This is a genomic window from Kineosporia mesophila (genome assembly GCF_021129235.1).
GTDB classification, from domain to species: Bacteria; Actinomycetota; Actinomycetes; order Actinomycetales; family Kineosporiaceae; genus Kineosporia; species Kineosporia mesophila.
Map to the genome: position 1 here is coordinate 163613 of NZ_JAJOMA010000007.1, position 20744 is coordinate 184356.

21 protein-coding genes are annotated in these 20744 nt (G+C 70.5%); 9 read left to right on the forward strand and 12 right to left on the reverse strand.

What is annotated here, in order from left to right; genetic code table 11:
• Positions 1 to 2 precede the first annotated feature (2 nt).
• Entirely contained in the window at positions 3 to 770 is a 768-nt protein-coding gene (locus tag LR393_RS12245) for an IclR family transcriptional regulator (protein ID WP_231483975.1), read from the reverse strand.
• Positions 771 to 975: 205 nt separating this feature from the next.
• Between LR393_RS12245 and LR393_RS12250 the strand changes: the two genes are divergently transcribed.
• Positions 976 to 2562 carry an aromatic amino acid lyase gene (locus tag LR393_RS12250; RefSeq protein ID WP_231483976.1) on the forward strand — a complete coding sequence of 529 codons (1587 nt, stop codon included), beginning with the start codon at positions 976 to 978 and terminating at the stop codon, positions 2560 to 2562.
• A 126-nt stretch (positions 2563 to 2688) separates the two neighbouring features.
• On the opposite strand, the gene LR393_RS12255 is transcribed toward LR393_RS12250, so the two are convergent.
• Positions 2689 to 3264, reverse strand: coding sequence for a cysteine dioxygenase (locus tag LR393_RS12255; RefSeq protein WP_231483977.1), 576 nt, complete (start codon positions 3262 to 3264; stop codon positions 2689 to 2691).
• A complete protein-coding gene (locus LR393_RS12260) occupies positions 3261 to 4166 on the reverse strand; it encodes an amidohydrolase (RefSeq protein WP_231483978.1) in 906 nt (301 codons plus the stop codon). The genes LR393_RS12255 and LR393_RS12260 overlap by 4 nt, the downstream gene beginning before the upstream one ends.
• Positions 4167 to 4450: 284 nt before the next feature.
• Between LR393_RS12260 and LR393_RS12265 the strand changes: the two genes are divergently transcribed.
• The 4 genes from LR393_RS12265 to LR393_RS12280 all read left to right on the forward strand — a co-directional run bounded on the left by LR393_RS12265 (position 4451) and on the right by LR393_RS12280 (position 8719).
• Positions 4451 to 5464, forward strand: coding sequence for a LacI family DNA-binding transcriptional regulator (locus tag LR393_RS12265; protein WP_231483979.1), 1014 nt, complete (start codon positions 4451 to 4453; stop codon positions 5462 to 5464).
• A 254-nt stretch (positions 5465 to 5718) separates the two neighbouring features.
• Complete coding sequence (locus tag LR393_RS12270; protein ID WP_231483980.1) at positions 5719 to 7119, forward strand: ABC1 kinase family protein; 1401 nt, start codon at positions 5719 to 5721, stop codon at positions 7117 to 7119.
• A complete protein-coding gene (locus LR393_RS12275; protein ID WP_231483981.1) occupies positions 7116 to 8198 on the forward strand; it encodes a cytochrome P450 in 1083 nt (360 codons plus the stop codon). The genes LR393_RS12270 and LR393_RS12275 overlap by 4 nt, the downstream gene beginning before the upstream one ends.
• A 35-nt stretch (positions 8199 to 8233) precedes the next feature.
• Positions 8234 to 8719 (forward strand): glutathione peroxidase, encoded by a 486-nt coding sequence (locus LR393_RS12280; protein WP_231483982.1) that lies wholly within the window; start codon positions 8234 to 8236, stop codon positions 8717 to 8719.
• 8 nt (positions 8720 to 8727) lie between these two features.
• On the opposite strand, the gene LR393_RS12285 is transcribed toward LR393_RS12280, so the two are convergent.
• The 4 genes from LR393_RS12285 to LR393_RS12300 form a co-directional block, all read right to left on the reverse strand.
• Positions 8728 to 11208 (reverse strand): ABC transporter permease, encoded by a 2481-nt coding sequence (locus LR393_RS12285; RefSeq protein WP_345718838.1) that lies wholly within the window; start codon positions 11206 to 11208, stop codon positions 8728 to 8730.
• A gap of 1 nt (position 11209) precedes the next feature.
• Complete coding sequence (locus LR393_RS12290; RefSeq protein ID WP_231483984.1) at positions 11210 to 11929, reverse strand: ABC transporter ATP-binding protein; 720 nt, start codon at positions 11927 to 11929, stop codon at positions 11210 to 11212.
• Positions 11926 to 12102 carry a hypothetical protein gene (locus LR393_RS12295; RefSeq protein ID WP_231483985.1) on the reverse strand — a complete coding sequence of 59 codons (177 nt, stop codon included), beginning with the start codon at positions 12100 to 12102 and terminating at the stop codon, positions 11926 to 11928. Before LR393_RS12295 ends, LR393_RS12290 begins: the two co-directional genes overlap by 4 nt.
• 110 nt (positions 12103 to 12212) lie before the next feature.
• Entirely contained in the window at positions 12213 to 12392 is a 180-nt protein-coding gene (locus LR393_RS12300; RefSeq protein WP_231483986.1) for a hypothetical protein, read from the reverse strand.
• Positions 12393 to 12410: 18 nt separating this feature from the next.
• Here LR393_RS12300 and LR393_RS12305 point away from each other — a divergent pair, with 18 nt between their 5' ends.
• Together LR393_RS12305 and LR393_RS12310 are read left to right on the forward strand one after the other, a co-directional pair.
• The gene (locus LR393_RS12305) at positions 12411 to 13088 is read left to right on the forward strand and encodes a hypothetical protein (protein ID WP_231483987.1); all 678 of its coding nucleotides are present in this window, start codon (positions 12411 to 12413) and stop codon (positions 13086 to 13088) included.
• Positions 13089 to 13206: 118 nt separating this feature from the next.
• Entirely contained in the window at positions 13207 to 13434 is a 228-nt protein-coding gene (locus LR393_RS12310; RefSeq protein ID WP_231483988.1) for a PspC domain-containing protein, read from the forward strand.
• On the opposite strand, the gene LR393_RS12315 is transcribed toward LR393_RS12310, so the two are convergent.
• The 3 genes from LR393_RS12315 to LR393_RS12325 all read right to left on the reverse strand — a co-directional run bounded on the left by LR393_RS12315 (position 13418) and on the right by LR393_RS12325 (position 16236).
• A complete protein-coding gene (locus LR393_RS12315; protein WP_231483989.1) occupies positions 13418 to 13891 on the reverse strand; it encodes a DUF3037 domain-containing protein in 474 nt (157 codons plus the stop codon). The genes LR393_RS12310 and LR393_RS12315 overlap by 17 nt on opposite strands.
• A complete protein-coding gene (locus LR393_RS12320; RefSeq protein WP_231483990.1) occupies positions 13888 to 14682 on the reverse strand; it encodes a HipA family kinase in 795 nt (264 codons plus the stop codon). Before LR393_RS12320 ends, LR393_RS12315 begins: the two co-directional genes overlap by 4 nt.
• Positions 14683 to 14835: 153 nt before the next feature.
• The gene (locus tag LR393_RS12325) at positions 14836 to 16236 is read right to left on the reverse strand and encodes an NAD(P)/FAD-dependent oxidoreductase (protein ID WP_231483991.1); all 1401 of its coding nucleotides are present in this window, start codon (positions 16234 to 16236) and stop codon (positions 14836 to 14838) included.
• A gap of 730 nt (positions 16237 to 16966) precedes the next feature.
• Here LR393_RS12325 and LR393_RS12330 point away from each other — a divergent pair.
• The gene (locus tag LR393_RS12330) at positions 16967 to 17812 is read left to right on the forward strand and encodes a helix-turn-helix domain-containing protein (protein WP_231483992.1); all 846 of its coding nucleotides are present in this window, start codon (positions 16967 to 16969) and stop codon (positions 17810 to 17812) included.
• 16 nt (positions 17813 to 17828) lie between these two features.
• The gene (locus LR393_RS12335; RefSeq protein ID WP_231483993.1) at positions 17829 to 18038 is read left to right on the forward strand and encodes a DUF397 domain-containing protein; all 210 of its coding nucleotides are present in this window, start codon (positions 17829 to 17831) and stop codon (positions 18036 to 18038) included.
• 59 nt (positions 18039 to 18097) lie between these two features.
• Here the strand turns inward: LR393_RS12335 and LR393_RS12340 are convergent, their stop codons facing one another.
• Together LR393_RS12340 and LR393_RS12345 are read right to left on the reverse strand one after the other, a co-directional pair.
• Complete coding sequence (locus LR393_RS12340; RefSeq protein WP_231483994.1) at positions 18098 to 19765, reverse strand: FAD-dependent oxidoreductase; 1668 nt, start codon at positions 19763 to 19765, stop codon at positions 18098 to 18100.
• Positions 19762 to 20733, reverse strand: a complete 972-nt coding sequence (locus LR393_RS12345; protein ID WP_231483995.1) for a glycosyltransferase family 2 protein — start codon at positions 20731 to 20733, stop codon at positions 19762 to 19764. The genes LR393_RS12340 and LR393_RS12345 overlap by 4 nt, the downstream gene beginning before the upstream one ends.
• Between the last annotated feature and the right edge of the window lie 11 nt (positions 20734 to 20744).

Below are 20744 nucleotides of genomic sequence, written 5' to 3' on the forward strand. Positions count from 1 at the left end.
GCTCATCTCTGCTCTCGGGGCATCGTGCGGGGTTCAGCGGGGTGTGCCGGGTCAGTAGTGGGCATGGCTTCGGTTCTTTCGGGCTTTTCGGAGCAATGGACGAGCTGGTCGCCTCCCAGCTGAGCGCCCAGTCCGGCGGCCAGATGGGTCAGGAGAGGCCCGAATCGGCCGATCGCCGATTCGTCCAGCCGGTAGGTGGGGCCGACGATGCTCAGGGCCGCCGCCACTCCACCGGGACCGGTGACCGGGGCCGCGACCGCCGTGACGTCGGGTTCGATGCCGGAGGCGATGCTGGTCCAGCCCTTGTCCGGGGTGCGCCCGAGCAGGACCGATCCGGCCGCGCTCCCGGCCAGCGGGAAGGCCCGGCCGACCCAGCCGGCGTGTCGCACCGAGTGCGTGCCCTGGGCCATGGCCAGGTAGAGGGCCGTCGCGCCGGGCCCGGTGACGCTCAGGTAGGCCGACTCGCCGGTGGCCTCGACCAGCTCGTTCAGGGCCGGGCGGCTCAGCGGCACCAGGTGCTCGTGGGAGAGGGCCTGGGCGCCCAGCTGCATCATCCGCGGGCCGGGGCGGTAGCCACCGACTTCGGCGCGGGTGACGAACTGGTCCTGCTCGAGCGTGCGCAGCAGCCGGAGTGTGGTGCTGACGGGAAGCCCGACGAGGCGGGCGAGCTCCACCAGGGGACCGGTCCCCCCGGTGCAGACGGCCGCCAGCAGAGCCAGCGCGCGTTCCACGGATCGCGTGGAAGAGCTGGCGGGGGGCTTGCCGGGCATTTTCGGCGCCCCTCTCTGGTCGGTGAATGACCTTTTCTACCTCACCAGGAGGGTTGCGTCGCGGCCGGAAGAAAGTTTTCACTTGATGGAAACACCTTGCCGACTGGTGGAAAGTAAGGTCACATCGACATGAAGCGGTAAGGCGTCCAGAAACCTGCCGGGGCGGCCGTTACTTCATGAGATGGATCGGAAGCGAGGCGTGGCCATGGATCAGACTCCGGCAGACCGGGCCGCCGCCGCCGCTGCGGCCTACGCGGCCCCACCGGCGCGGGTACGCAGGGCGGACGGCCCGCCCGCGATGACGATCGACGGCCGCACCCTCACCACCCGCAAACTCGTGGCCCGCGTGGACGCCCCGCTCAAGGTGCGGATCACCCCCACCGCCCGCCGCCGCGCCGCCGCCTCGCACCAGGCCGCGAACGCCGCCGTCGGCCTGCGCCCGGTCTACGGCCGCACCACCGGCGTCGGCGCCAACCGCGAGGTGGCGCTGCCCGCCACCGACGCCGCCCGCCACACCCTCGGCCTGCTGCGCAGTCACGCCACCAGCGCCGGTCAGGTACGCAACGACATCCGGATCCGGGCCATGCTCGTCGTGCGCCTCAACCAGCTGGCCGCCGGCGGCAGCGGCATCTCGATGGCCGCGATCGACGGCCTCCAGGCGATGATCAACGCCGATGCCCTGCCCCCGATCCGCGAGCACGCCGGCATCGGCACCGGCGACCTCACCGCCATGGCCACCACCGCCCTCGGCCTGCTCGGTGAGGCACCCCTGACCAACCCGCTACGCCCGATCTCGCTCGGCATCCACGACGCCCTGCCCTTCCTCAGCTCGAACGCCGCCACCCTGGCCGACGCCGCGCTCGCCGCCACCCGCCTGCAGACCCTGGCCCGCGCCGGTCTGGCCGTGGCCACGCTCACCGGCGTTGCGGTGCGGGCGAACTGGGAGGCATTCGGCCCGGCCGTGGCCCGCGTGACGCCGGGCCTGGGCACCCGCCAGGTCTGCCGCGTGGTCACCGGTCTGGTCACCGAGCCCGGTCAGGACGTGCCCGTGCACGACCCCGCCCGCATCCAGGACCCGTTCGGCATGCGCTGCCTGCCGCAGGTCAACGGCCTGATGATCGACACGCTGGCGCAGCTCGACCGGGTCGTCGGCGCACACCTGAACGCCGCGGCCGAGAACCCGGTGATCCTGGCCGGTCCCGCGGTGCTCGGTCCCGATCCGGCCCCGGTCGTCGCGCACCACGGGGGTTTCCATATTCCGGCGGTCGCCCTGGGCTGCGACAGCGCGGCCATCTCGGCGGCCCAGTCCGCGTCCCTGCTCCAGGCCCGCCTGGCCATGCTGGTCGACCCGGCCGCGACCGGCCTGCCCCCGTTCCTGGGTGACGGCACTCCCGGCGCCTCGGGTGTGATGATGCTGGAATACCTGGCCGCGTCGGCCTTCGCCGAACTGCGCAGCGCCGCGTCACCGGCCTCGCTGGGTTCGGTGAGCCTGTCGCGCGGCACCGAGGAGCACGCGAGTTTCGCCTCCCGCTCGGCCGTTCAGGTGCTGAACGCCGGAGACGCCTACGCCACGGCTCTTTCCTGCGAGTTGCTCGCCGCGGTCCGGGCCCTGCGCATGCAGGAGGCCGTCACCAAGACCGGTTCTTGCGCCGGCTGGGTCAAGATCCTCGACCTGTGCACCTCGCTCGGCGACAGCGCGGCCGACCGCGACCTCACCGGCGACCTCGCCACCGCCCAGGAACTCCTGCCCGTGCTGGCCGATCTCGTCGAGAGCTACGAACAGGACCGCTGAACTCGAGGACGGGGGCACCCCCCACCATTTCGTGATCATGCAAAACCTCCCCAGCGTTCTAGAACTGTGACTCGCAGAGTTCTAGAACACCGGGGAGGTTTTGCATGATCACGAACAGGAATTACGTCAGTTCTGGATCTGGGCGTCCCGCAGACGTTCCTGGTCGTCCGGGAACGGCTCGTCGATCGGGCGCAGCTCGTCGGCGTAGGAGACCGAGGTGCGACGCAGGACGCCGGTGGTGCTGATCGCGTACTGCCCCATGCGCCACAGGGGCGGGGAGTAGGCGTGGATCGAGACGCTGCCCTCGGCGGCGCCGGTCATCCGGTGGATGTGGTCGGTGCCGAAGCTGAACGCCTGGCCGGCGGGCACCCGGATCTCCAGGGCGGCGCTGCCGATCACCAGGTTGTGCTCGATCACCTCACCGTGGGCCACGGCGACGGCACCGGAGGAGACGTCGTGGTCGTGCCAGCCGGTGTCGTTGCTCGGGGTCCAGCACAGCACCCAGACGTCGACGTTCGCGTCGCGGTGCAGGCAGACGTAGTGGCGGTGCTCGTCGTCGTAGGCCACGTGCGGCTCCCACGCGGCCGGGTCGGCGGCGATGGCCGCGACCAGGTCGCGCAGTTCCGGGCGGGTGAGGACGCGCGCAGGAAGGTCGTTCAGGACCTGCACTTGCGTGGCCGCGGTGTCGGTGGTGCTGGTCATGGCCTACCTCCGATCAGGAAACGCTGCGGATTGCTGACATCGATGGCGTGGTCGGCGGCACTGCCGAAGCCAAGGGGGACGGGCTGGGCGTACGGACGGTCGCTGCCCCGGACGATCGCGTCGATCCCGAGCACGCGGACCAGGGCGTCGACCGCCTGCGGGCCGTAACTGGAGGTCTCGACGAACACACCGGGATCGAGCCGGCCCATCCGTCCGCCCCGGGCGTTCAGGCGCTCGTGCTGCAGAGGGGCCAGTCCGGCCCCGGCGACGAAACCGATCCGGAGCTTCGGCAGGAGCCCACGGCCCACGTGGTGCCAGGACCACCAGGCCGCCGAGAGCTGGGCGGTGTAGTCGACGACGGCGGGCCACCAGCCGGGAAGTTCCTCGACCGGTACCTGCGCGACCGCCCCGGGGTGCACCAGGACGGGCTTGCCGGCCTCTTCGCAGACCCTCAGGACCGGCGCCAGGGCGTCGAGAGCCCGGGGAGTGGCCAGCCAGGGGGCCGGCACCTGCAGCCCGACGAAATCGCCGTGCAGCAGTTCGGCCAGGCCGGACCGGTCGGGCTCGTGACGGCCGACCGCGGCCCAGGCCCCGAAACCGGACGGGAGCTCACGGGCTCCCTCGTGCCAGGTGTCGAGAAGGGGCTGGGCCTCAGAGGCCGGAAGGTCTTCGAGGCCCAGTGGGCTGGACAGCGAGACCAGGGCCCGGACATCGCCCTGCAGGCCGAGCCGGGCGGCGACATCGTGATCGGCGGGGTTCACCTCGTACGGCGGTTCGCCCGGGAGATGAAGGGTCCATCCGCGGAGGAAGGGCGGTTCCCGGCGAGCCCGGAGCGCGGAGATCAGCGTGGACGGCCACAGGTGCTGATGCACATCGCACGACTCGCCCGAACGCGACGACACACCGACCATCCTTCCGCATCTCTCGGACCTCCCCCGTCCCGACCTGCATTCTCGACTAAATCTATAGACTTATTGAAGCGGTTCACCCGAATGATTTCAAGTGCTGTTGCCCATGCGTCTCAAGGTGTGTCGTCCTGACGAACACCGAGCGACGCTCGATCGGGCGTCGGTGATTCCGGTAACCCGGTCCCACCTGCGGTGAAGCGCTTCACTGGTGTCTATTGAAGCGCTTCACCTTGATCATTTCAAGAGGAGGCGCCGGTTCCGTTCGTTACGGTTACCGCATGACTCAGGGGCGTCACCGGCCGACGCTGCGCGATATCGCCGAGGAGACTGGGCTGTCTCCGGCCGCTGTCAGCTATGCCCTGCGGGGGCTACAGGTCACCGAGGAGACCCAGGCGCGCGTCCGCGAGGCCGCGAAACGCCTGGGGTACGAGGCTGATCCGATCGCGCGGGCACTGGCTTCTGGGCGTACCGAGACGATCGGCGTGCTCTGCGGCTCTCTCGCCGACGGATGGCAGCAGCAGGTGGCCGCGGCTCTGGGGCGAGGGCTGCTGGGGGCGGGGCGCAACCCGGTCACGGTGGACGCCGGCAACGACCCGGTGCGGGAGGCCACCCTGGCCAAGCGCATGGTCGACCAGCGGGCCGACGCACTGATCGTGCTGCCGGTCGACCCGAACGCGCCGCACTGGGCCGAGGTGGCCGACCGCACGGTGCTCGTGGCGGTGGGCGACGGCCTGCCCGGGGCCCCTACCGCCGCCGAGGTGGTCTTCGACAACGACACCGGCGTCAGCCACGGTCTGCGCATGCTCGCGGCCGCCGGGCACACCCGCGTCACCCTGCTGACGCCGACCGACCGGGCCACCCCCGACCGCCCGGCCGAGCGGATCGTGCGGCAACTGGCACCCGAGCTCGGGCTCGCCGCGGTGGTGCGCAGTTGCCCGCACGATCTCGACGGGGCCGCCGCGGTGGTGCGTGAGCTGATGGCCGCCGACGCGCCCCCCACGGCGTTCTTCTGCCTGGCCGACTCCATCGCGTTCGGCGTCTACCTGGCCGCTCGGGATCTGGGACTGTCCGTGCCGGAAGATGTTTCAGTCGTGGGCTACGACGACTTCCCGGCCGGCCGCCTGCTCACCCCGCCCCTGTCGAGCTACCGCTGGCCCATCGACGACCTGGTCTCGGCCGTGGTCAGTCACGCCGTCGAGGCGATCGACAGCAAGACGACCGATCGGCAACGGCGCACCGTACTGGTGCCCGAGCCGATGCCCCGGGGCAGCGTGGCGCCGCCCCGGTCTTGAGGTTTCGGCCGGCGGTGCCGGATCGGTTCACGGTGATGTGCACGGAGGTGGCCGCGACGGCAATTATCAGCAGGGCCGGGGTTTTGAGTTTTCCCACGGTGAAGGCGTAGCCCGTTCGCGGGCCTTTGGGTAACAAAGTCCGGGATGTCGCGATGGGCAGCGAGGACGGGTGCCGCGAGCGAGATACGTTTGCCCGGCGGGACATTGGGGTCGACTGCGTTTGCCCCGCCACGACCCTGGGTGACACTGAGGCGGTGACTACCGGGTCCGAGGGAAATGCTCGACGTGAGAACGGCCGCCTGAAGACGGGGCGGGTGGCCCGGGCGGCACCGCTGGTGGCTCTCACCGGCCGCACGGCAGGCGAGGCGGTGATCTCCGCGCTGCGCCGGAAGGACCGGGCCGGCGTGCACCGGCGCGGGGCGGAACGCTACGCCGAGTCCCTCGGGCACAGCCGCGGGGTGCTGATGAAGGCGGGGCAGATCCTTTCGTTCGTCTCGCTCGGCTCGCTGGCCGAGGGCAGCAGCCAGTCGGTGTATCAGGCGGCGCTCGCCCGGCTCCAGGACGACGCCCCGCCGATGGAGCCGGAGCTGGCTGCCTCGGTGGTGACGGCCGAGCTCGGGGCGCCCCCGCACGAGGTTTTCGCCGAGTTCGAGCCGCTGCCCCTGGCTGCCGCCTCGATCGGCCAGGTGCACGCCGCCACCACGCACGACGGGCGCCGGGTGGTGGTGAAGATCCAGTATCCGGGCGTGGACGAGGCGATTCGCGCCGACCTGGCCAACGCCGAGTTGCTCGCGACGTTCTTCCAGGTCATCCGGGGTGTGCTGCCTGATCTGGGCCGCACCGACGCCCGCGCCCTGGCGGCCGAGGTGACCGAGCGGATCGGTGAGGAGATCGACTACCGCACCGAGGCCGCGAACCAGCAGGTCTTCGCCGACGCCTATCGCGACCATCCGTTCGCCCGGGTGCCGGAGGTGCTGCCGGAATACAGCACCGGCCGGGTGCTGACCATGGAGCGCAGCGACGGGATGCGCTGGTCTGCCGCCAAGGATGCCGACCAGGATCTGAAAGACCAGTGGGGAGAGGCTGTCTACCGCTTCACCCTGGGAAGTCTCCGGCGGCTGGGTCGGTTCAACGCCGACCCGCATCCGGGCAACTACCTGTTCCATCCCGACGGCACGGTCACCTTCCTCGACTTCGGCTGCGTGAAGACCTGGCACCAGGAGCAGGTCGGCTGGATGGTCAAGGCCGTGCAGGCAACCATCGACGGTGACGCCGACGAGTTGCTGAAGCAATACAGCGAGCACGGTTTCGTGCCGGGTGAGCCCCCGAACGCGCAGGCGATGCTGGCCTGGGCCCGGGAGTCGCTCACCCCGGTGATGTCCGATCAGCCCTTCACCTACACGCCGGAGTACGCGGCCCGGATCGTCGATCTCGAGTTCTCGCCGCGGGGGCCGCATTCCGCTGTCGTGCAGAAGCTGGCCCTGCCGGGGGAGTACCTGGCCCTCAGTCGCATCGACCTGGGCCTGACCTCGGTGCTGGCCGGGCTGCGCGCGAAGAACGACTGGCGCGGCATCCGCGAGGAGATGGATCTTGGCGCCGAGCCGGCGACCCACTACGGCCGGCTCGAGGCCGACTACCGAAAGGCCCGGGCATGAGCCACGTCAGCTGGGACGAGTCGGTAAGGGCCTTCCGGATCACCGGATTCGACGAGGCCTCGGCCGTGTTGCGGGGGCAGGGCTGGAGCAGCGACCCGGCCAACAGCCCGCTGGTGCCCGACGACGTCACCCAGTTGCCTTCGTCCTTGATGCTGTTCACCGACCCGCCCGACCACACCCGGCTGCGCCGGCTGGTCGCCCCGGCGTTCACTGCCCGGGCGGTCGAGGCCTTCCGGGGTCGGGTCGGGTCGATCGTGGAGTCGTGTCTGGATCAGATGGAGGACGCGGGTGAGCAGGTCGATCTGCTGGCGGACTTCGGGTATCTGGTGCCTCTGGCGGTGATCGCCGAGCTGCTCGACGTGGGCGTCGAGGGGGCCGAAGTGTTTCTCGACCAGACCCCCGACCTGGTCCGGCTTCTCGAGGTCGACCCGACACCCGACGATGTCCGGCTCGCCGTGACCGCCGGGTTCGAGGTCACGATGTTCCTCACCCCGGTACTGGCGCAGCGCAAGGGTGGTGACGGCGACGACTTCATCAGCCAGTTGCTGCGTACCGACCTGTCGGTGGACGAGGTGATGGCCACCTGTGTGCTGCTGCTGGCCGCGGGCCACGAGACCACCGCCAACCTGATCGCCAGCGGTGGTCTGGCCCTGATGCAGCACCGCGACCAGCTGCCCGCCCTGCACGAGAACCCGTCCCGGGCGATCGACGAGCTGGTGCGTCTGGAGGGTCCGGTGCGCATCATCGGCCGCACCGCCCTGACCGACCACGAGCTGGGCGGCGTGCCGGTACCGCAGGGCAGTGCCGTGCTGATCGAGCTGGACCGGGCCGCCCGCGACGAGCGCCGCTGGCCCGACGCCGAACGCCTCGACCTGACCCGTGAGGGTCCGGGCAGCCTGGGGTTCGGCACCGGTATCCATTTCTGCCTGGGGGCCGCGCTGGCCCGGCTGGAGGCCGAAGAGGCCCTGACCCGGTTCTTCAACCGGTACCCGAACGCCCACGCGCTCACCGGCGTCCCTCGTTGGCGGGACTCGGGCACCTTTCACGCCCTGGCCGAACTGCCGATTGCCCTCGCGTGACGGAACAATCCCGGCCCGGGAATGTTGCGGGAGTCATGAGCCTTCACGCGATTCCCCTGTCCACGCTCTCCGGCGACCCCACCAGCCTGGGTGACTACGCCGGAAAGACCGTGCTGCTGGTCAACGTCGCCTCCCAGTGCGGCCTGACGCCGCAGTACGAGGGGCTGGAGCGACTGCAGAAGACCTATGCCGACCGCGGGTTCACGGTGATCGGGGTGCCCTGCAACCAGTTCGCCGGGCAGGAGCCGGGCAGCTCGCAGGAGATCGAGGAGTTCTGCTCGCGCACCTACGGCGTGACCTTCCCGATGCTGGCCAAGACCGAGGTCAACGGTCCTGACCGGGACGCGCTCTACCAGCAGCTCACGCAGCAGCCCGACGCCTCCGGCGAGGCCGGGGACGTGGCCTGGAACTTCGAGAAGTTCCTGATCTCCGGCCGCGGCGAGGTGCTCGCCCGGTTCCGCCCCCGCACCGAGCCGGAGTCGCCCGAGGTCGTGGCGGCCATCGAGGCCCAGCTCGGATAGCAGAGGCCTTACTCGCGCTGCGCCAGCGCCTGGGCCGGGGGCAGGCGCAGCGCGTGCCGGGTGGCGAGCTCGACGGTGAGGAAACCGATCAGGGCCACCACCCCGATCGTCACCGGCACCAGCCAGACCGGGCCGGAGGGGTAGGGGCGGCCGAGCAGTCCCAGACCGAGCAGCACCATCGGGGTGGCGGCCAGCCCCAGCCCCGCCGTCACCGCTGTCGCCGTGATCAGCCCGGCCTCGCGCCGGGTCATCGAGAGGATCTGCCGCGTCGTGCAGCCGTTCAGCCGCAGCGTGGCGAACTCGGCCCGACGGCCCGTGGTCGCGGCCACCAGCTTGTTCGCGATGCCGAGCAGCAGATAGCCGAGCAGCACGCCGATGGCCGCCAGGTTGATCCAGACGTCGGCCGGAACCCCCTTGGGGCCGGTGGCCGTGGTAACGGGATCGCCCAGCACGAGTCCGGGTCGGCTTGCCATGAAGGCCGACAGCGCCGCCTCGTCCGTCGTGCGTACCAGCAGGCTCGAGGCCAGATCCGCGGTGTGACCGGCCACCAGATCGGGTGAGGCCACGAGCGGCCCGAAGCCCAGATCCCGCTCGTAGACGGCCACCACGCGGGCCGTGGCCGGGGTGCCGTCACCGAGGTACAGGGTGGCCTCGTCACCGACCTCCAGATGGGTCGAAGCCCCGGCGGCGACGGTCGCACCCGTCAGGTCGTCCAGCGAGCCCGCGCTGACGTCGAGGTCGAGCACCGGGGCCGCGTCCGGGCCGAGGATCATTGCCGAGGTGCTCTCGACCTCCACGTCGCCCAGCATCCGGTACTGACGCAGCAGGGTCGTGGTGCTCACCGCGGCCGCGCCCTCCACCCCGGCCAGAGCTCGCACCGACTCCAGAGTGCCCGGCGGCACTCCGCCGAGAGCCGGTGCGGAGATGCTGAACCCGGCCTTGGTGCCGGTGGCCGTGTCGTCGGCCTGCGCCCGCATCAGCGTGGTCTGGGTGAACACGTAGGTGATGACGAAGACCACGGCGATACCGAGAGTCGTTCCGGCGCCGGCGAAACGCCTTGCGTATCCCTGCAGGTTGGAGACGGCGAGCCAGGCGGTGGGGGATCCCCGGCGGGGCAGCCGGGCGCTGAGCGCCTGCAACTGGGTCGGTCCGGCCAGAGCCAGGCCGATGGCCGCGATGATGCCGGCCAGGGCCGACGTGGAGATCGCGATGACCGAGCGGGAGACCAGCGGTGTTACCGCGAGCATCGTGCCGCCGGCGATGAGCAGCAGCCCGGCGCCGTTGCGGATCCGGGCGCCCCGGCCGTCGTTCGGCGCCTCGGTACGCGACTCGGCGACGGCCTCGGTGGCCGGGCGCCGGGAGACCCGCCAGGCCGCGCTGCGGGCCGCGATCTGCACGGTGAGCAGGAGCAACACCGCCGCGCCGAGGGCCGGCAGCGGGCTGAACGTCAGGGGCAGGCCCTCGGGCAGCAGGTCCAGGCGCACGAGCAGCCGCCGGGCCTGGTCGGCCAGCAGATAGCCGAGCGGGATGCCCGGCACCAGGGCGAGGCCCGCCGCGACGCAGGCCTGACCGGCCGCCAGCCGCCGGATCTGGCGTGGGGTGGCGCCGACGGCCCGCAGCAGGGCGAGTTCGCGGCGCTGGTTGTCGATTGACACGCCGAGTGCGCCGGCCACGATGAAACCGACCAGGATCAGTGTGATTCCGGACATCGACCCGGAGAGGGCCACCAGCAGGGTGCGGGCCGCACCGAGTCCGGGGTCGAGCACATCACCCCGGGAATCGCCCTGGGCGACAGCGAGATTGGGCCACCGTGATCGGATTTCCTCGATCACCGCATCACGGCGATCGGACGGTACCGTGATGCCGATCAGATCCACCGACCCGGCGGACCCGGCCAGCTCCGCCGCCGCCTCGTCCGTGAAGTACACCCCCGCGTCCGCCGAGGTGACCAGAGAAGTGATGCGGACCGTCCGCGTCCGCCCGTCGGCCACCACCCGGGCCGTGTCGCCGACGCCCAGACCTGCGGCCCGGGCCAGGTTCTGCCCGAGAGCGACCTGATCGCCCCCAGTCGGTGCCGTACCCGTTGTCGTTCCGACGAAAGCCGTTGTCGAGAAACCGTGCCCGGCCGTTGCCGGGTCGCCGGCGACCACCGGCTGCCCGTCGGCGCCCAGCACCGCGGCGGGGAAGCTCACATCCCCGGCGGCTGCGCTCACCCCGGGCAGAGTGGCCATCTCGCTGACCAGACCGGCCTGGAGAGAAGCTCTTTCCGGCAGTGCGATCGAACCCCCGGCCGGATCGGGGAAGTTCTGATCGGCCCCGACCAGCACGTCGGCACCGGTCAGCCGGGTGACCGGGGCGTGCGAGCGGAATCCCGATTCGCCCAGCACCGCGGTGGTGGTGATCAGGGCGGCACCACCGAGGACGGCACTGATCACCGCGACCAGTGCCGCGATCCGCCGCCGGGCCATTTTGCTTGCCACGTACAACATCTCAGCCCTCCCCGACCCGGATCAGGCTCGCGGCCAGGTCGGCCGCCGACGGCTTGGCCAGGGTCTCGACGATCCGGCCGTCGGCCATCACCAGGGCCCGGTCCGCATGCGCCGCAGCGGCCGGGTCGTGGGTGACCATCACCACGGTCTGGCCCAGTTCGTCCACCATGCTCCGCAGCAGTTTCAGCACATCGCGGGCCGCGCGCAGGTCGAGGGCGCCGGTCGGTTCGTCGGCGAAGACCACGGCCGGCCGGGCCACCAGGGCCCGGGCGATCGCGGCCCGCTGCTGCTGGCCCCCGGAGAGCTGCCCGGGCCGGTGGTGCCGGCGCTCGGTCAGGCCGACCCGTTCGACCAGCTCCGACACCCAGGCCCGGTCGGCGGTGCGCCGCGCCATCCGCAGCGGCAGCGTGATGTTGTCCTCGACGGTGAGCGAGGAGACCAGGTTGTACGACTGGAAGACGAAACCGATGCGTTCACGTCGCAGTTCGGTGCGCCGGGTCTCGTTCAGCCCGCCGATCGCGGTGCCGCCGACGGTCACCTCGCCGCCGGTGGGCGTGTCCAGCCCGGCCGCGCAGTGCATCAGTGTGCTCTTGCCCGAACCGGAAGGGCCCATCACCGCCACGAACTCGCCGGATTCCACGTCCACCGAGACCCGGTGCAGAGCGGTGACGTCGCCGTACTCCCGGGACACGTCGGTGAGCCGGATCGCCGGGCCGTTCATCGCCGGTGCAGCCAGTTCACGACGAGCGTGACCACGCCGACGGTGGTGAGGGCGCCGAAGCCCAGGTGCACCGGCATCGAGTCGCCGGCGAGGGAGGCCACGGTGTTGCCGACGACTCCGGCCACCACCGCCAGCCAGGCCCCGCCGACCACTGCAGAGGTGTTCTCCGTCATGAAACTTCTCCTAGTCCGGGAGGGGTTTTCGTTCTTCCCACGCTAGGGACGAACACCCCTCCCGGCCGATCCCGGCTACTGCCGGACCGGGGGTACAGCAGGCTGTACCCCTAGGAGTTCCCGTCGGCCTCGGTCAGGCGCTGCTGCAGCCGCTCCCGGACCTGCTCGGGGGTGTACGACTGGCGCTGGCGCTCGTTGCGCACCACCAGCGCCCCACCCGCGGCCACTCCGGCCGCACCGGCCAGCCCGATGAGTTTCCACCAAGGGATGCGTCGTTGTTTCTTCGCCATCGGCCTAGGGTAGGGGTCGTGCCCGCTCCTCAGCCGCTTCTCCTGTCCCAGGCCGCCGAGCTGACCCGAACCGGCGACATCTGGCTCTTCCGGGGGCGCAGCAGCGCCGACCGGGCGATCCAGACCGTCACCAATTCGCCGGTCAACCACGTCGGTATGGCCGTTGTCCTCGATGACCTGCCCCCGCTCATGTGGCATGCCGAGCTCGGCCGGTCGCTCCCCGACGTCTGGGTCGGCGAGCACCGCCGCGGGGCCCAGCTGCACGACCTGTCCTCCGCGGTCACCACCTGGGTGACGCGGTACGGCCAGCGCGCCTGGTTCCGCCAGCTCGACTTCGAGGTGGACCGGGCCACGGAGGACGCCGTGCTGCGCACCATCGCCCGGATGGACGGCACGCCCTTCCCGAGCACTGTCGGCCTGATGGGCCGCTGGGTCGGCAGCAAGAAGCTCGTGCGCACCCTGCGCCGCTCCGGCCGCACCGACGAGGCTGTCGCCCTGGAGACCGCCTATTGCGCCGAGATCGTCGCCATGACCTACCAGGCGATGGAGTTGCTCCCCGGCGACCGGCAGCCCAGCTGGTACGACCCCGGCCGCTTCTGGAGCGGTGACAGCCTCTCCCTCCAGCGGGGGGCCACCCTGGGCGGGGAGATCAGGGTCAAGCTCGACGACCCGACCACGGAAGACGTAGGGGCCTGACCGGAGGTAGGGGTGCCTCAGGGTGGTGTTGGGGTGATTCCCGATATGCCGTTGTCTCACACCTGCAGCAGGGTGGACGAGTCAGCTCACCCCGAACCAGCAAGGACGTGACGTCGCCATGAACACCGTTCGTCGGAACATGTACGAGCAGGGCCTCTTCCGACCGCGCCACGGCGGAATCCTCGCCGGCGTGTGCGCCGGACTGGCGCGGCGGTTCGGGATCAGCCCGACGATGATGCGGATCATCTTCCTGGTCTCGATCATCATCCCGGGCAGCCAGGTCCTGATCTACCTGCTGCTGTGGCTGCTCATGCCGAAGGAAGAGACCGTCATTCACCAGGGCTGAGGGCGGGCAGTACCAGCCGCCGGTGCAATCCGGCCAGCTCGGCCCCTGGGTCGCTGGTCAGGCCGGAATGCACCGGCCCGGTGTGCACCACGGTGCTCTTCGGGGCGGTGAGCCAGCCGAAGCGGGCCCGCAGGGGCTGCCGGCCGATCAGCCCGGCGACGGGTGATCCCTCACACACCGATCCGATGGCCCGCAGGGCGGCCCGGGCCATGGCCAGGTCGACGTCCGGGTCGAGCGCCTGCAACCGCCCGGCACTGAGGTGGTGCGTGCAGGCCAGGAACTCGTGGTGTTGCGAGTAGAGCACCACCCCGATGTTGACGAACTCCCCGCGTTCCATCCGGGGTACCGCCCGCACCACGGCCCAGGTGAACAGCTTGGGCCCGTCCGGGTCGCTGTCCACGTTGGCCACGGCGGGCGAGCTGTTCAGGCCGCTGTCCAGACCTCCCCGCGAGCTCACGAGCCCACCGGGGCCAGCTCGGGGCGCCAGGTGTCGCGGTCGCGCAGCCGGGCCAGCAGGTACTCCTGGTACCGCGCCCGCCAGGCGCCGGCGGCCCGGTCGTCACCGAAGGCCGAGTTCATCGACAGCAGCCAGTCGTCCGGCACGAGCCCCGTCACCTCGCCGAGCAGCCCGGGGGTGATCCGGGCGGCCAGATCGGCGTCCAGGGTGCTCAGATCGTCCGCTGAGAGCGTGTCGGCCACCGGCGCCAGGATGTGCTCACTGAGGTCGTAACGGCGTGTGGCCCAGCGGTCCACCGGCGGCCAGGCGTGCTGGAACACCAGCGACGCCCCGTGGTCGATCGCCCAGAGCTTCTTGTGCCAGATCAGCAGGTTCGGGTTGCGCCAGGTGCGGTCGATGTTCGCGGCGAACGCGTCGATCCAGCGGATGGTGGCGGCCTCGGGCGCCGGGGGCTGCCAGTGGATGCCGTCGTAGCCGAACGAGCCCGGCAGGTAGTCCATGCCCAGGTTCTCGCCCGCGCTGTTGTTCAGGAGCTCCTGGACCTCCTCGTCCGGCTCCAGGCGGGCCATCTGCGCGGCCACGCCGATCCGGACGAGCTCCGGCACCCGCACGCCCAGACGGCGGGACAGCTCGCCCACCACCACCTCGGCCACCAGGGAGGCCGTGCCCTGCCCGGCCCCACGGAACTTGACCACGTACATGCCGTCGTCGTCCGCCTCCATGAGTCCCGGCAGGGACCCGCCCTCCCGGAACGGGGTCACGTAGGCGGTGGCGGTGACGGTACGGAGCACCTGGTCAGGGTAGGGGCTCGGGGGCCGGTGCGGGTTCCCGGGGTGGACCGCACCGATTGAGGACGAGGCTGGGCTCCCCGGCCCGGGTGGCCGGGAACGAAGGACGGCGCCGTTCTCGTGAGAGCCCGGCGCCGTCCTTCGTGCTGACGTGACCTACGCGGCGCCGTTCTCGGCGGTCTGGGCCTGCTCGGCCTCGGTCGCGAGCTTCTCGCGGTGCAGGGCCATCCGCGCCACGACCTGCTGGTCGGTGACGGCGCGCTCGGACCGGCCGCGGCCGATGAAGGTGACCGTCCAGTGCAATAGCGTGGTGACGCGGTTCTTGAACCCGATCAGGTACACGATGTGCACACCCAGCCACGCCAGCCAGGCGAAGAACCCGGAGAGCTGGATGCGGTCGTTGATCTTGGCCACCGCGTGGAAGCGGGAGACGGTGGCCATGCTGCCCTTGTCGAAGTACTCGAACGCCGGAAGCTTCTCGCCGCCCGGGTGCTTGATCCGGTGCGTGATGGTCTTGGCGGCGTACTTGCCCTGCTGCATGGCGACCTGGGCCACGCCGGGGTACCGCTTGAGCGACATCATGTCGCCGATCACGAAGATCTCCGGATGACCGGGAAGGGTGCAGTCCTCCTCGACCATGACGCGGCCCGCGCGGTCGGTCTCGGCGCCGGTCTGCTCGGCGAGCTGCTGGCCCAGCGGCGAGGCCTGGACACCGGCGGCCCACACCTTGGTGCGCGTCTGGATGCGACGGGGGCTGCCGTCGGGGTCGATGACGTCGACGGCCTCCTCGTCCACGTTCACGACCTTGACGTCGAGCTGGACCTCCACACCCATCCGCTCGAGCTGGGCCTGGGCCTTCTTGCCGAGCTTCTCGCCGAACGGCGGCAGCACGGCCGGGGCGGCGTCGAGCAGCAGCACGCGCGCCTTGGTCGGGTCGATGCGACGGAAGTCCCGCTTCAGCGTGCTGTGGGCCAGCTCGGCGATCTGGCCGGCCATCTCCACACCGGTGGGGCCCGCGCCGACCACGACGAAGGTCAGCCACTGCTGGATCTCTTCCGGGTCTTGCAGCACCTCGGCCATCTCGAAGGCGCCGAAGATCCGGCCGCGCAGTTCGAGGGCGTCGTCGATGCTCTTCATGCCCGGGGCGAACTCGGAGAAGTGATCGTTCCCGAAGTACGACTGACCGGCGCCGGCGGCCACGACGAGCGTGTCGTACGAGGTCACCGCCTCGCCGACCGGCGACTGGGAGGTGACGGTCTTCGCCTCCACGTCGATCTGCGTCACGTCACCGAGCATGACCCGGGCGTTTTTCTGCCCGCGCAGGATCTCCCGGGTGGCCGGGGCGATCTCGCCCTGGGACAGCACGCCGGTCGCCACTTGGTAGAGCAGCGGCTGGAAGAGATGGTGCGAGGTCTTGGCGATGATCGTGACGTCGACACCGGTGTGGGCCAGCTTGCGGGCGGCGAACAGGCCACCGAAACCGGAACCGATGATGACGACCCGCTCGCGGGCCGGCTTGGCGGCAGCGTCGCGGGGCTGTGCAGGCTGGTTCGACATCGTGTCTTTTTCCACTCCCGAAGGTCTTGCCACGTGCGCTCAGTCTTGCATTGGCATCATCTGGAACAGCCAGCGGCACGGGTTTGTGCCGCCCTGCCCGATTCGCCCGGCAGACGTGCGCACCATCACGTCGTCGCTGTTCACGGCCGGTTTGGCGACATCGTCGTCGCCTCGCCGACTGCCCCTGTGGGCTGTTGGTCGGCGGGTCTCGGCATCGAGTTGAGCCCTCGGCGACGGACCTCTGTGTCCTGCGCCACTTCCGGCGACCGCTCGGCGCACGGAATTACCGTGCATCTTGCGGGTCGATCCGGACGGGGTCGCGACGTCCAGTTGGTACCGCCGGCGGTGAGCGCCGTTCGTCGCTGGTCGGGTCACCGCGGCATGGACCGGTGGGTGGTGGCCGACCGGGCGGGCTGCGGTGTGACGCGGTCGGTCAGCATCGTCCAGCGCGTCGGGAAGACCAGCGTATCCGGGCAGACGTCGGGTCTCACCAGGGGGTGTACCGAAGTCGCACCGAATGGTAGGGCCGGACGGCCCGGAAGGAGTGAAGTGAGGAAAGGACTCCCGGGGCGATCACGGGAAGAAGTTTGGTGGGCGCGGGGTGAACGGGAGGGACTCGTTCATCCCCGCGCCATGCCGTAACAATACGAGTGACCGACGAGTAAATGCAAGGATTGCAAACTCATTTTGCGCTTGTCCGGCGAAACACCTGACCGAAAGGATGAGGTCCATGGCCCCGCGCACGCCGCCGACCGTCCGCATGCGCAGACTCGCGAGTGAATTGCGCAGGCTGCGGGGCGCAGCCGGCATGAGCCGCGAGGACGTCGCCGGGCGCACCGACATCAATGTCGCCACCCTGTACCGGCTCGAGACCGCCAAGGGGCGCCCGCAACGCCGCACCCTGACCAGCCTGCTGGAGCTCTACCAGGTTGCCCCGGAAGAGCGGGACGCATTGTTCGCCCTGCTCAAGGCCGCCGGGGAGAAAGGCTGGGTGCAGCCGTACGCCGGGTCGATCCCGGAGGAGTACAGCATGTACATCCAGCTTGAGTCGGAGGCCGCCTCGGTGCGGAACTACGAGTCACTGCTGGTTCCCGGCCTGTTGCAGACCGCGGGCTACATCGTGGCCAGTTCGGCCGGGCAGATGCCGCTGATGCCGGTTGACCAGATCGACCTGCAGGCCAAGATCCGGGTCGGGCGTCAAGACTTGTTAACGCGTAGTAATCCCCTGGCGTTGTGGGCCATTGTCGACGAAGCCGTGTTGCATCGGGTGGTCGGAGGGCCTGATGTGATGCGTGATCAATTTGAACACCTACTGTCGATGATGGAATTGCCGAACGTGACTTTCCAGGTCGTGCCATTCTCGGCCGGTTCCCACGTCGGCATGCTGGGTTCCTTCTCGCTGCTCGACTTCCCCGATCCCGATCCCACCGTCGCCTGCGTCGAAACCATGGCGGGGAGCATGTTTCGGGAGACGGAGGACGAGGTCCGGGCCTGTACTGTGGCCTTCGACCATTTGCGGGCCACGGCCGCATCACCTGCCGCATCAGCGCGCATGGTGAGCGACCGACTGCGATGAAGGACGGAACAGGGCAATGCGAACTGACGAGCTGGCCGATGTCGTCTGGATCAAGTCCAGCCGCTCCGGTGTGAATGGGAATTGCGTGGAAGTCGCATTCCTGGGTGAAGGTCGTGTAGCTCTGCGTGACAGCAAAGACCCCGAGGGGCCTGTGCTGCGTTTTACCCGGGGCGAATGGTCGGCATTCGTCGACGGCGTTTCCGAGGGTGAGCTCCGCACCCCGTAGAACTTGAACGAACGTCGAGGGGCCCGGCACAGGTCTGTGCCGGGCCCCTCGACGTTCGTCTATCGCAGGGTGGGCAGTTCCTTCACCAGATGCGCACCCAGGCGCAGGGAGAGGGCCACGATCGTCAGCGTGGGGTTCACCGATCCGCCCGTCGGGAACACCGAGCTGCCGGCCACGAACAGGTTGGCCGTGCCGTGCACCCGGGCGTTGACGTCGACCACGCCGGTGCCCGGGTCGGCCGACATCCGCACGCCACCCAGGTGGTGGTGGTTGCCGCCGATCATCCGCGGGTGGCCGCTGTCCCAGTCGGTCTGCACGAAGTCGCCCAGCCCGGCCGCGGCGAAGGCCTCGCCGTAGAGGTCGCGGGAGCGGGTGATGCGCTCCCGGTCCGACCGGCTCCAGTTCCAGTGCAGCACCGGCAGCGGGCGGCCGAACCGGTCGGGGGCGCTGCGGTCCAGCACCACGCGGTTGTCCGGGTCGGGCGACTGCTCGGTCTGGTGCAGGATCTCGAAGACCCGGAACCGGCCCACGTCGGGCTGCCGGGACCAGCCGGAGTGGTCCAGGCCGGGCTGGTCGGCCATCGCCTTGCGGGCGGTCAGCAGATGGGTCGCGCCCAGGGCGATGCGGGCGCCCAGCGCCGCCTGGTGCACCAGTCCCGAGCCGCGGCCGGAGGGGCTGCGGATCTCGGTGTAGGCCTGGACGGCGCTGCCCGCGAGTGCGTCGTGCCGGGGCAGGAACAGGCAACTGGTGGAGAGCAGCCCTTCCTGGCGCATCCGCTCGGCTGCGACGGAGAGCTTGGCCATCACCTTGGTCGAGCCCTGCCAGTGCGCGTCGTAGAGCTTCAGGCGCTCGGCCAGGGACACCCCGGACCGGGCGACCAGCATGCCGCCGCGCACCAGCGGGTGCTCCATCCAGTAGCGGCCGACCTGGTCCTTGGCGTTGCCCAGGCCGCCGGTGACGCGGTCGTCGGACATCAGCAGCAGCCGGGCCGTCTCGATGCCCCCGGCCGCCAGCACGACCGCGCGGGCGCGGACGGTGCCGCCGGCGCCGGTGGAGCGGGCGAAGTGGACACCGGTCACGGTGGTGCCCTCGGCGTCCACCTCCAGCCGGGTCACGTTGGCGTCGGTGAGCATGAGCACCCCGATCGCGGAGCGCAGCGCCCCCGCGGCCCGGTTCACCCAGGCCGAGGCCGGGGCGAACTGGAACATCTGGGTCTCGACCAGCGACGGGTCGAGTTCCAGGGGCTGGGCCTGCGGGGTGCTCCAGGAGTTCGGGTGGTAGGCGAACTCGCCCAGGCCGGCGATGCGCTGGGCCTTGGCGTACCAGGGGTCCAGGTCGGAGCGGGTGAGCGGCCAGCCCGAGTGCGGCACGGCCTCGCGCTGCTCGAAGTCGATCGCGTCCATCGGCGCGTACCGGCAGCCGCGCTCCCCGGCCTCGGGGTCGGCGTCCACGTTGGACATCCGGTAGCTCCACTGGCCGGCGGTGCCGCCGATGCCGGAGCCGCGGGTCTCGGTGACGCTGCCCTGCGGGTAGAGGTCGTCGCCCTCGGCGCTCACATCGGTCAGCAGACGCCAGGTGGCCTCGGCGCCGCCCTCGAGCAGCACGACGCGCACCCCCGAGCCGGCGAGCACCGTCGCGACCGAGAGCCCGGCCGGGCCGGCCCCGACGATGCAGACGTCGGCCTCGATCGCGGCGTCGTCCGGTGTATCGGTGGACGCGTCGCTCACGCGAGCGCCCCCGGACCCCCGGACGTGTTGCCGTCCAGGGAGAGGCGGTTGTGCAGGGCACTGCCCTTGCCCCATCCGACGGCCTGTTTGATCATCCGCAGGGCGTTCGGCGGGATGGTGCGGTTGGCCAGCACGGTCAGGCGCATGCGCCGGTCCGCCTCGGCCACGATCGCGGCCAGTTCGGCGCGCAGTTCGGGGGAGATGTCGGCGCGCTGCACGAAGCGGCCGTGCGCCTGGAGGGTGGCGTTGGCGTGCTGCGCGGTCATCTGGTGCTGGCCGCCGTTGACCTGCACCAGCTGGAAGCCGGAGCTGGCCGAGCCGCCGTGCACCATGTAGCCGGACAGCGGCGCGGCCAGGAAGCCGACGTCGGAGCGGCTGGCGATGCGGCACCACAGGGCGATGTCGGCATACGGGCCGTCGGAGCTGTCGAAGCGCTCACCGGCGACCATCGAGCTGCGCGTCATGACCGAGGAGACGCAGACGATGCCGCCGACGGCCAGGGAGCGCCGCAGGAAGGTCAGGCCGGTCTCCAGGGTGTCGCGCTCCAGCCGGGACCAGTTCTGGGTCTCACCGACAGGTGCGGGGCCGTCGTCCAGGTGCCGGAACGCGGAGTGCACCAGTCCCGCGGACGGGTGGGCGTCGAGGAAGGCGACCTTGGCCTCGAGGTTGCCCGGGAGCATGCTGTCGTCGTCCGGCAGCATCACCCGGTAGCGGCCGGTGCCCAGCGCGAGACAGCGCGAGAGGTTGCCGAACAGGCCGATGTTCGAGGGCAGCCGGTCGTAACGGACGCGGGGGTCGCCGATCGAGCGGACGTAGTCCTGCGTGTCGTCGGTGGAGGCGTTGTCCGAGACGATGATCTCGACGTCCTCGAACGACTGTTCGAGCACACTCCCCAGACTCCGGCTCAGCAGCTCACGCCGGTTGAACGTGGGGATGCAGACGGTGACCGCGGGCTGGGCCAGAGTCATGACGTGCCGTC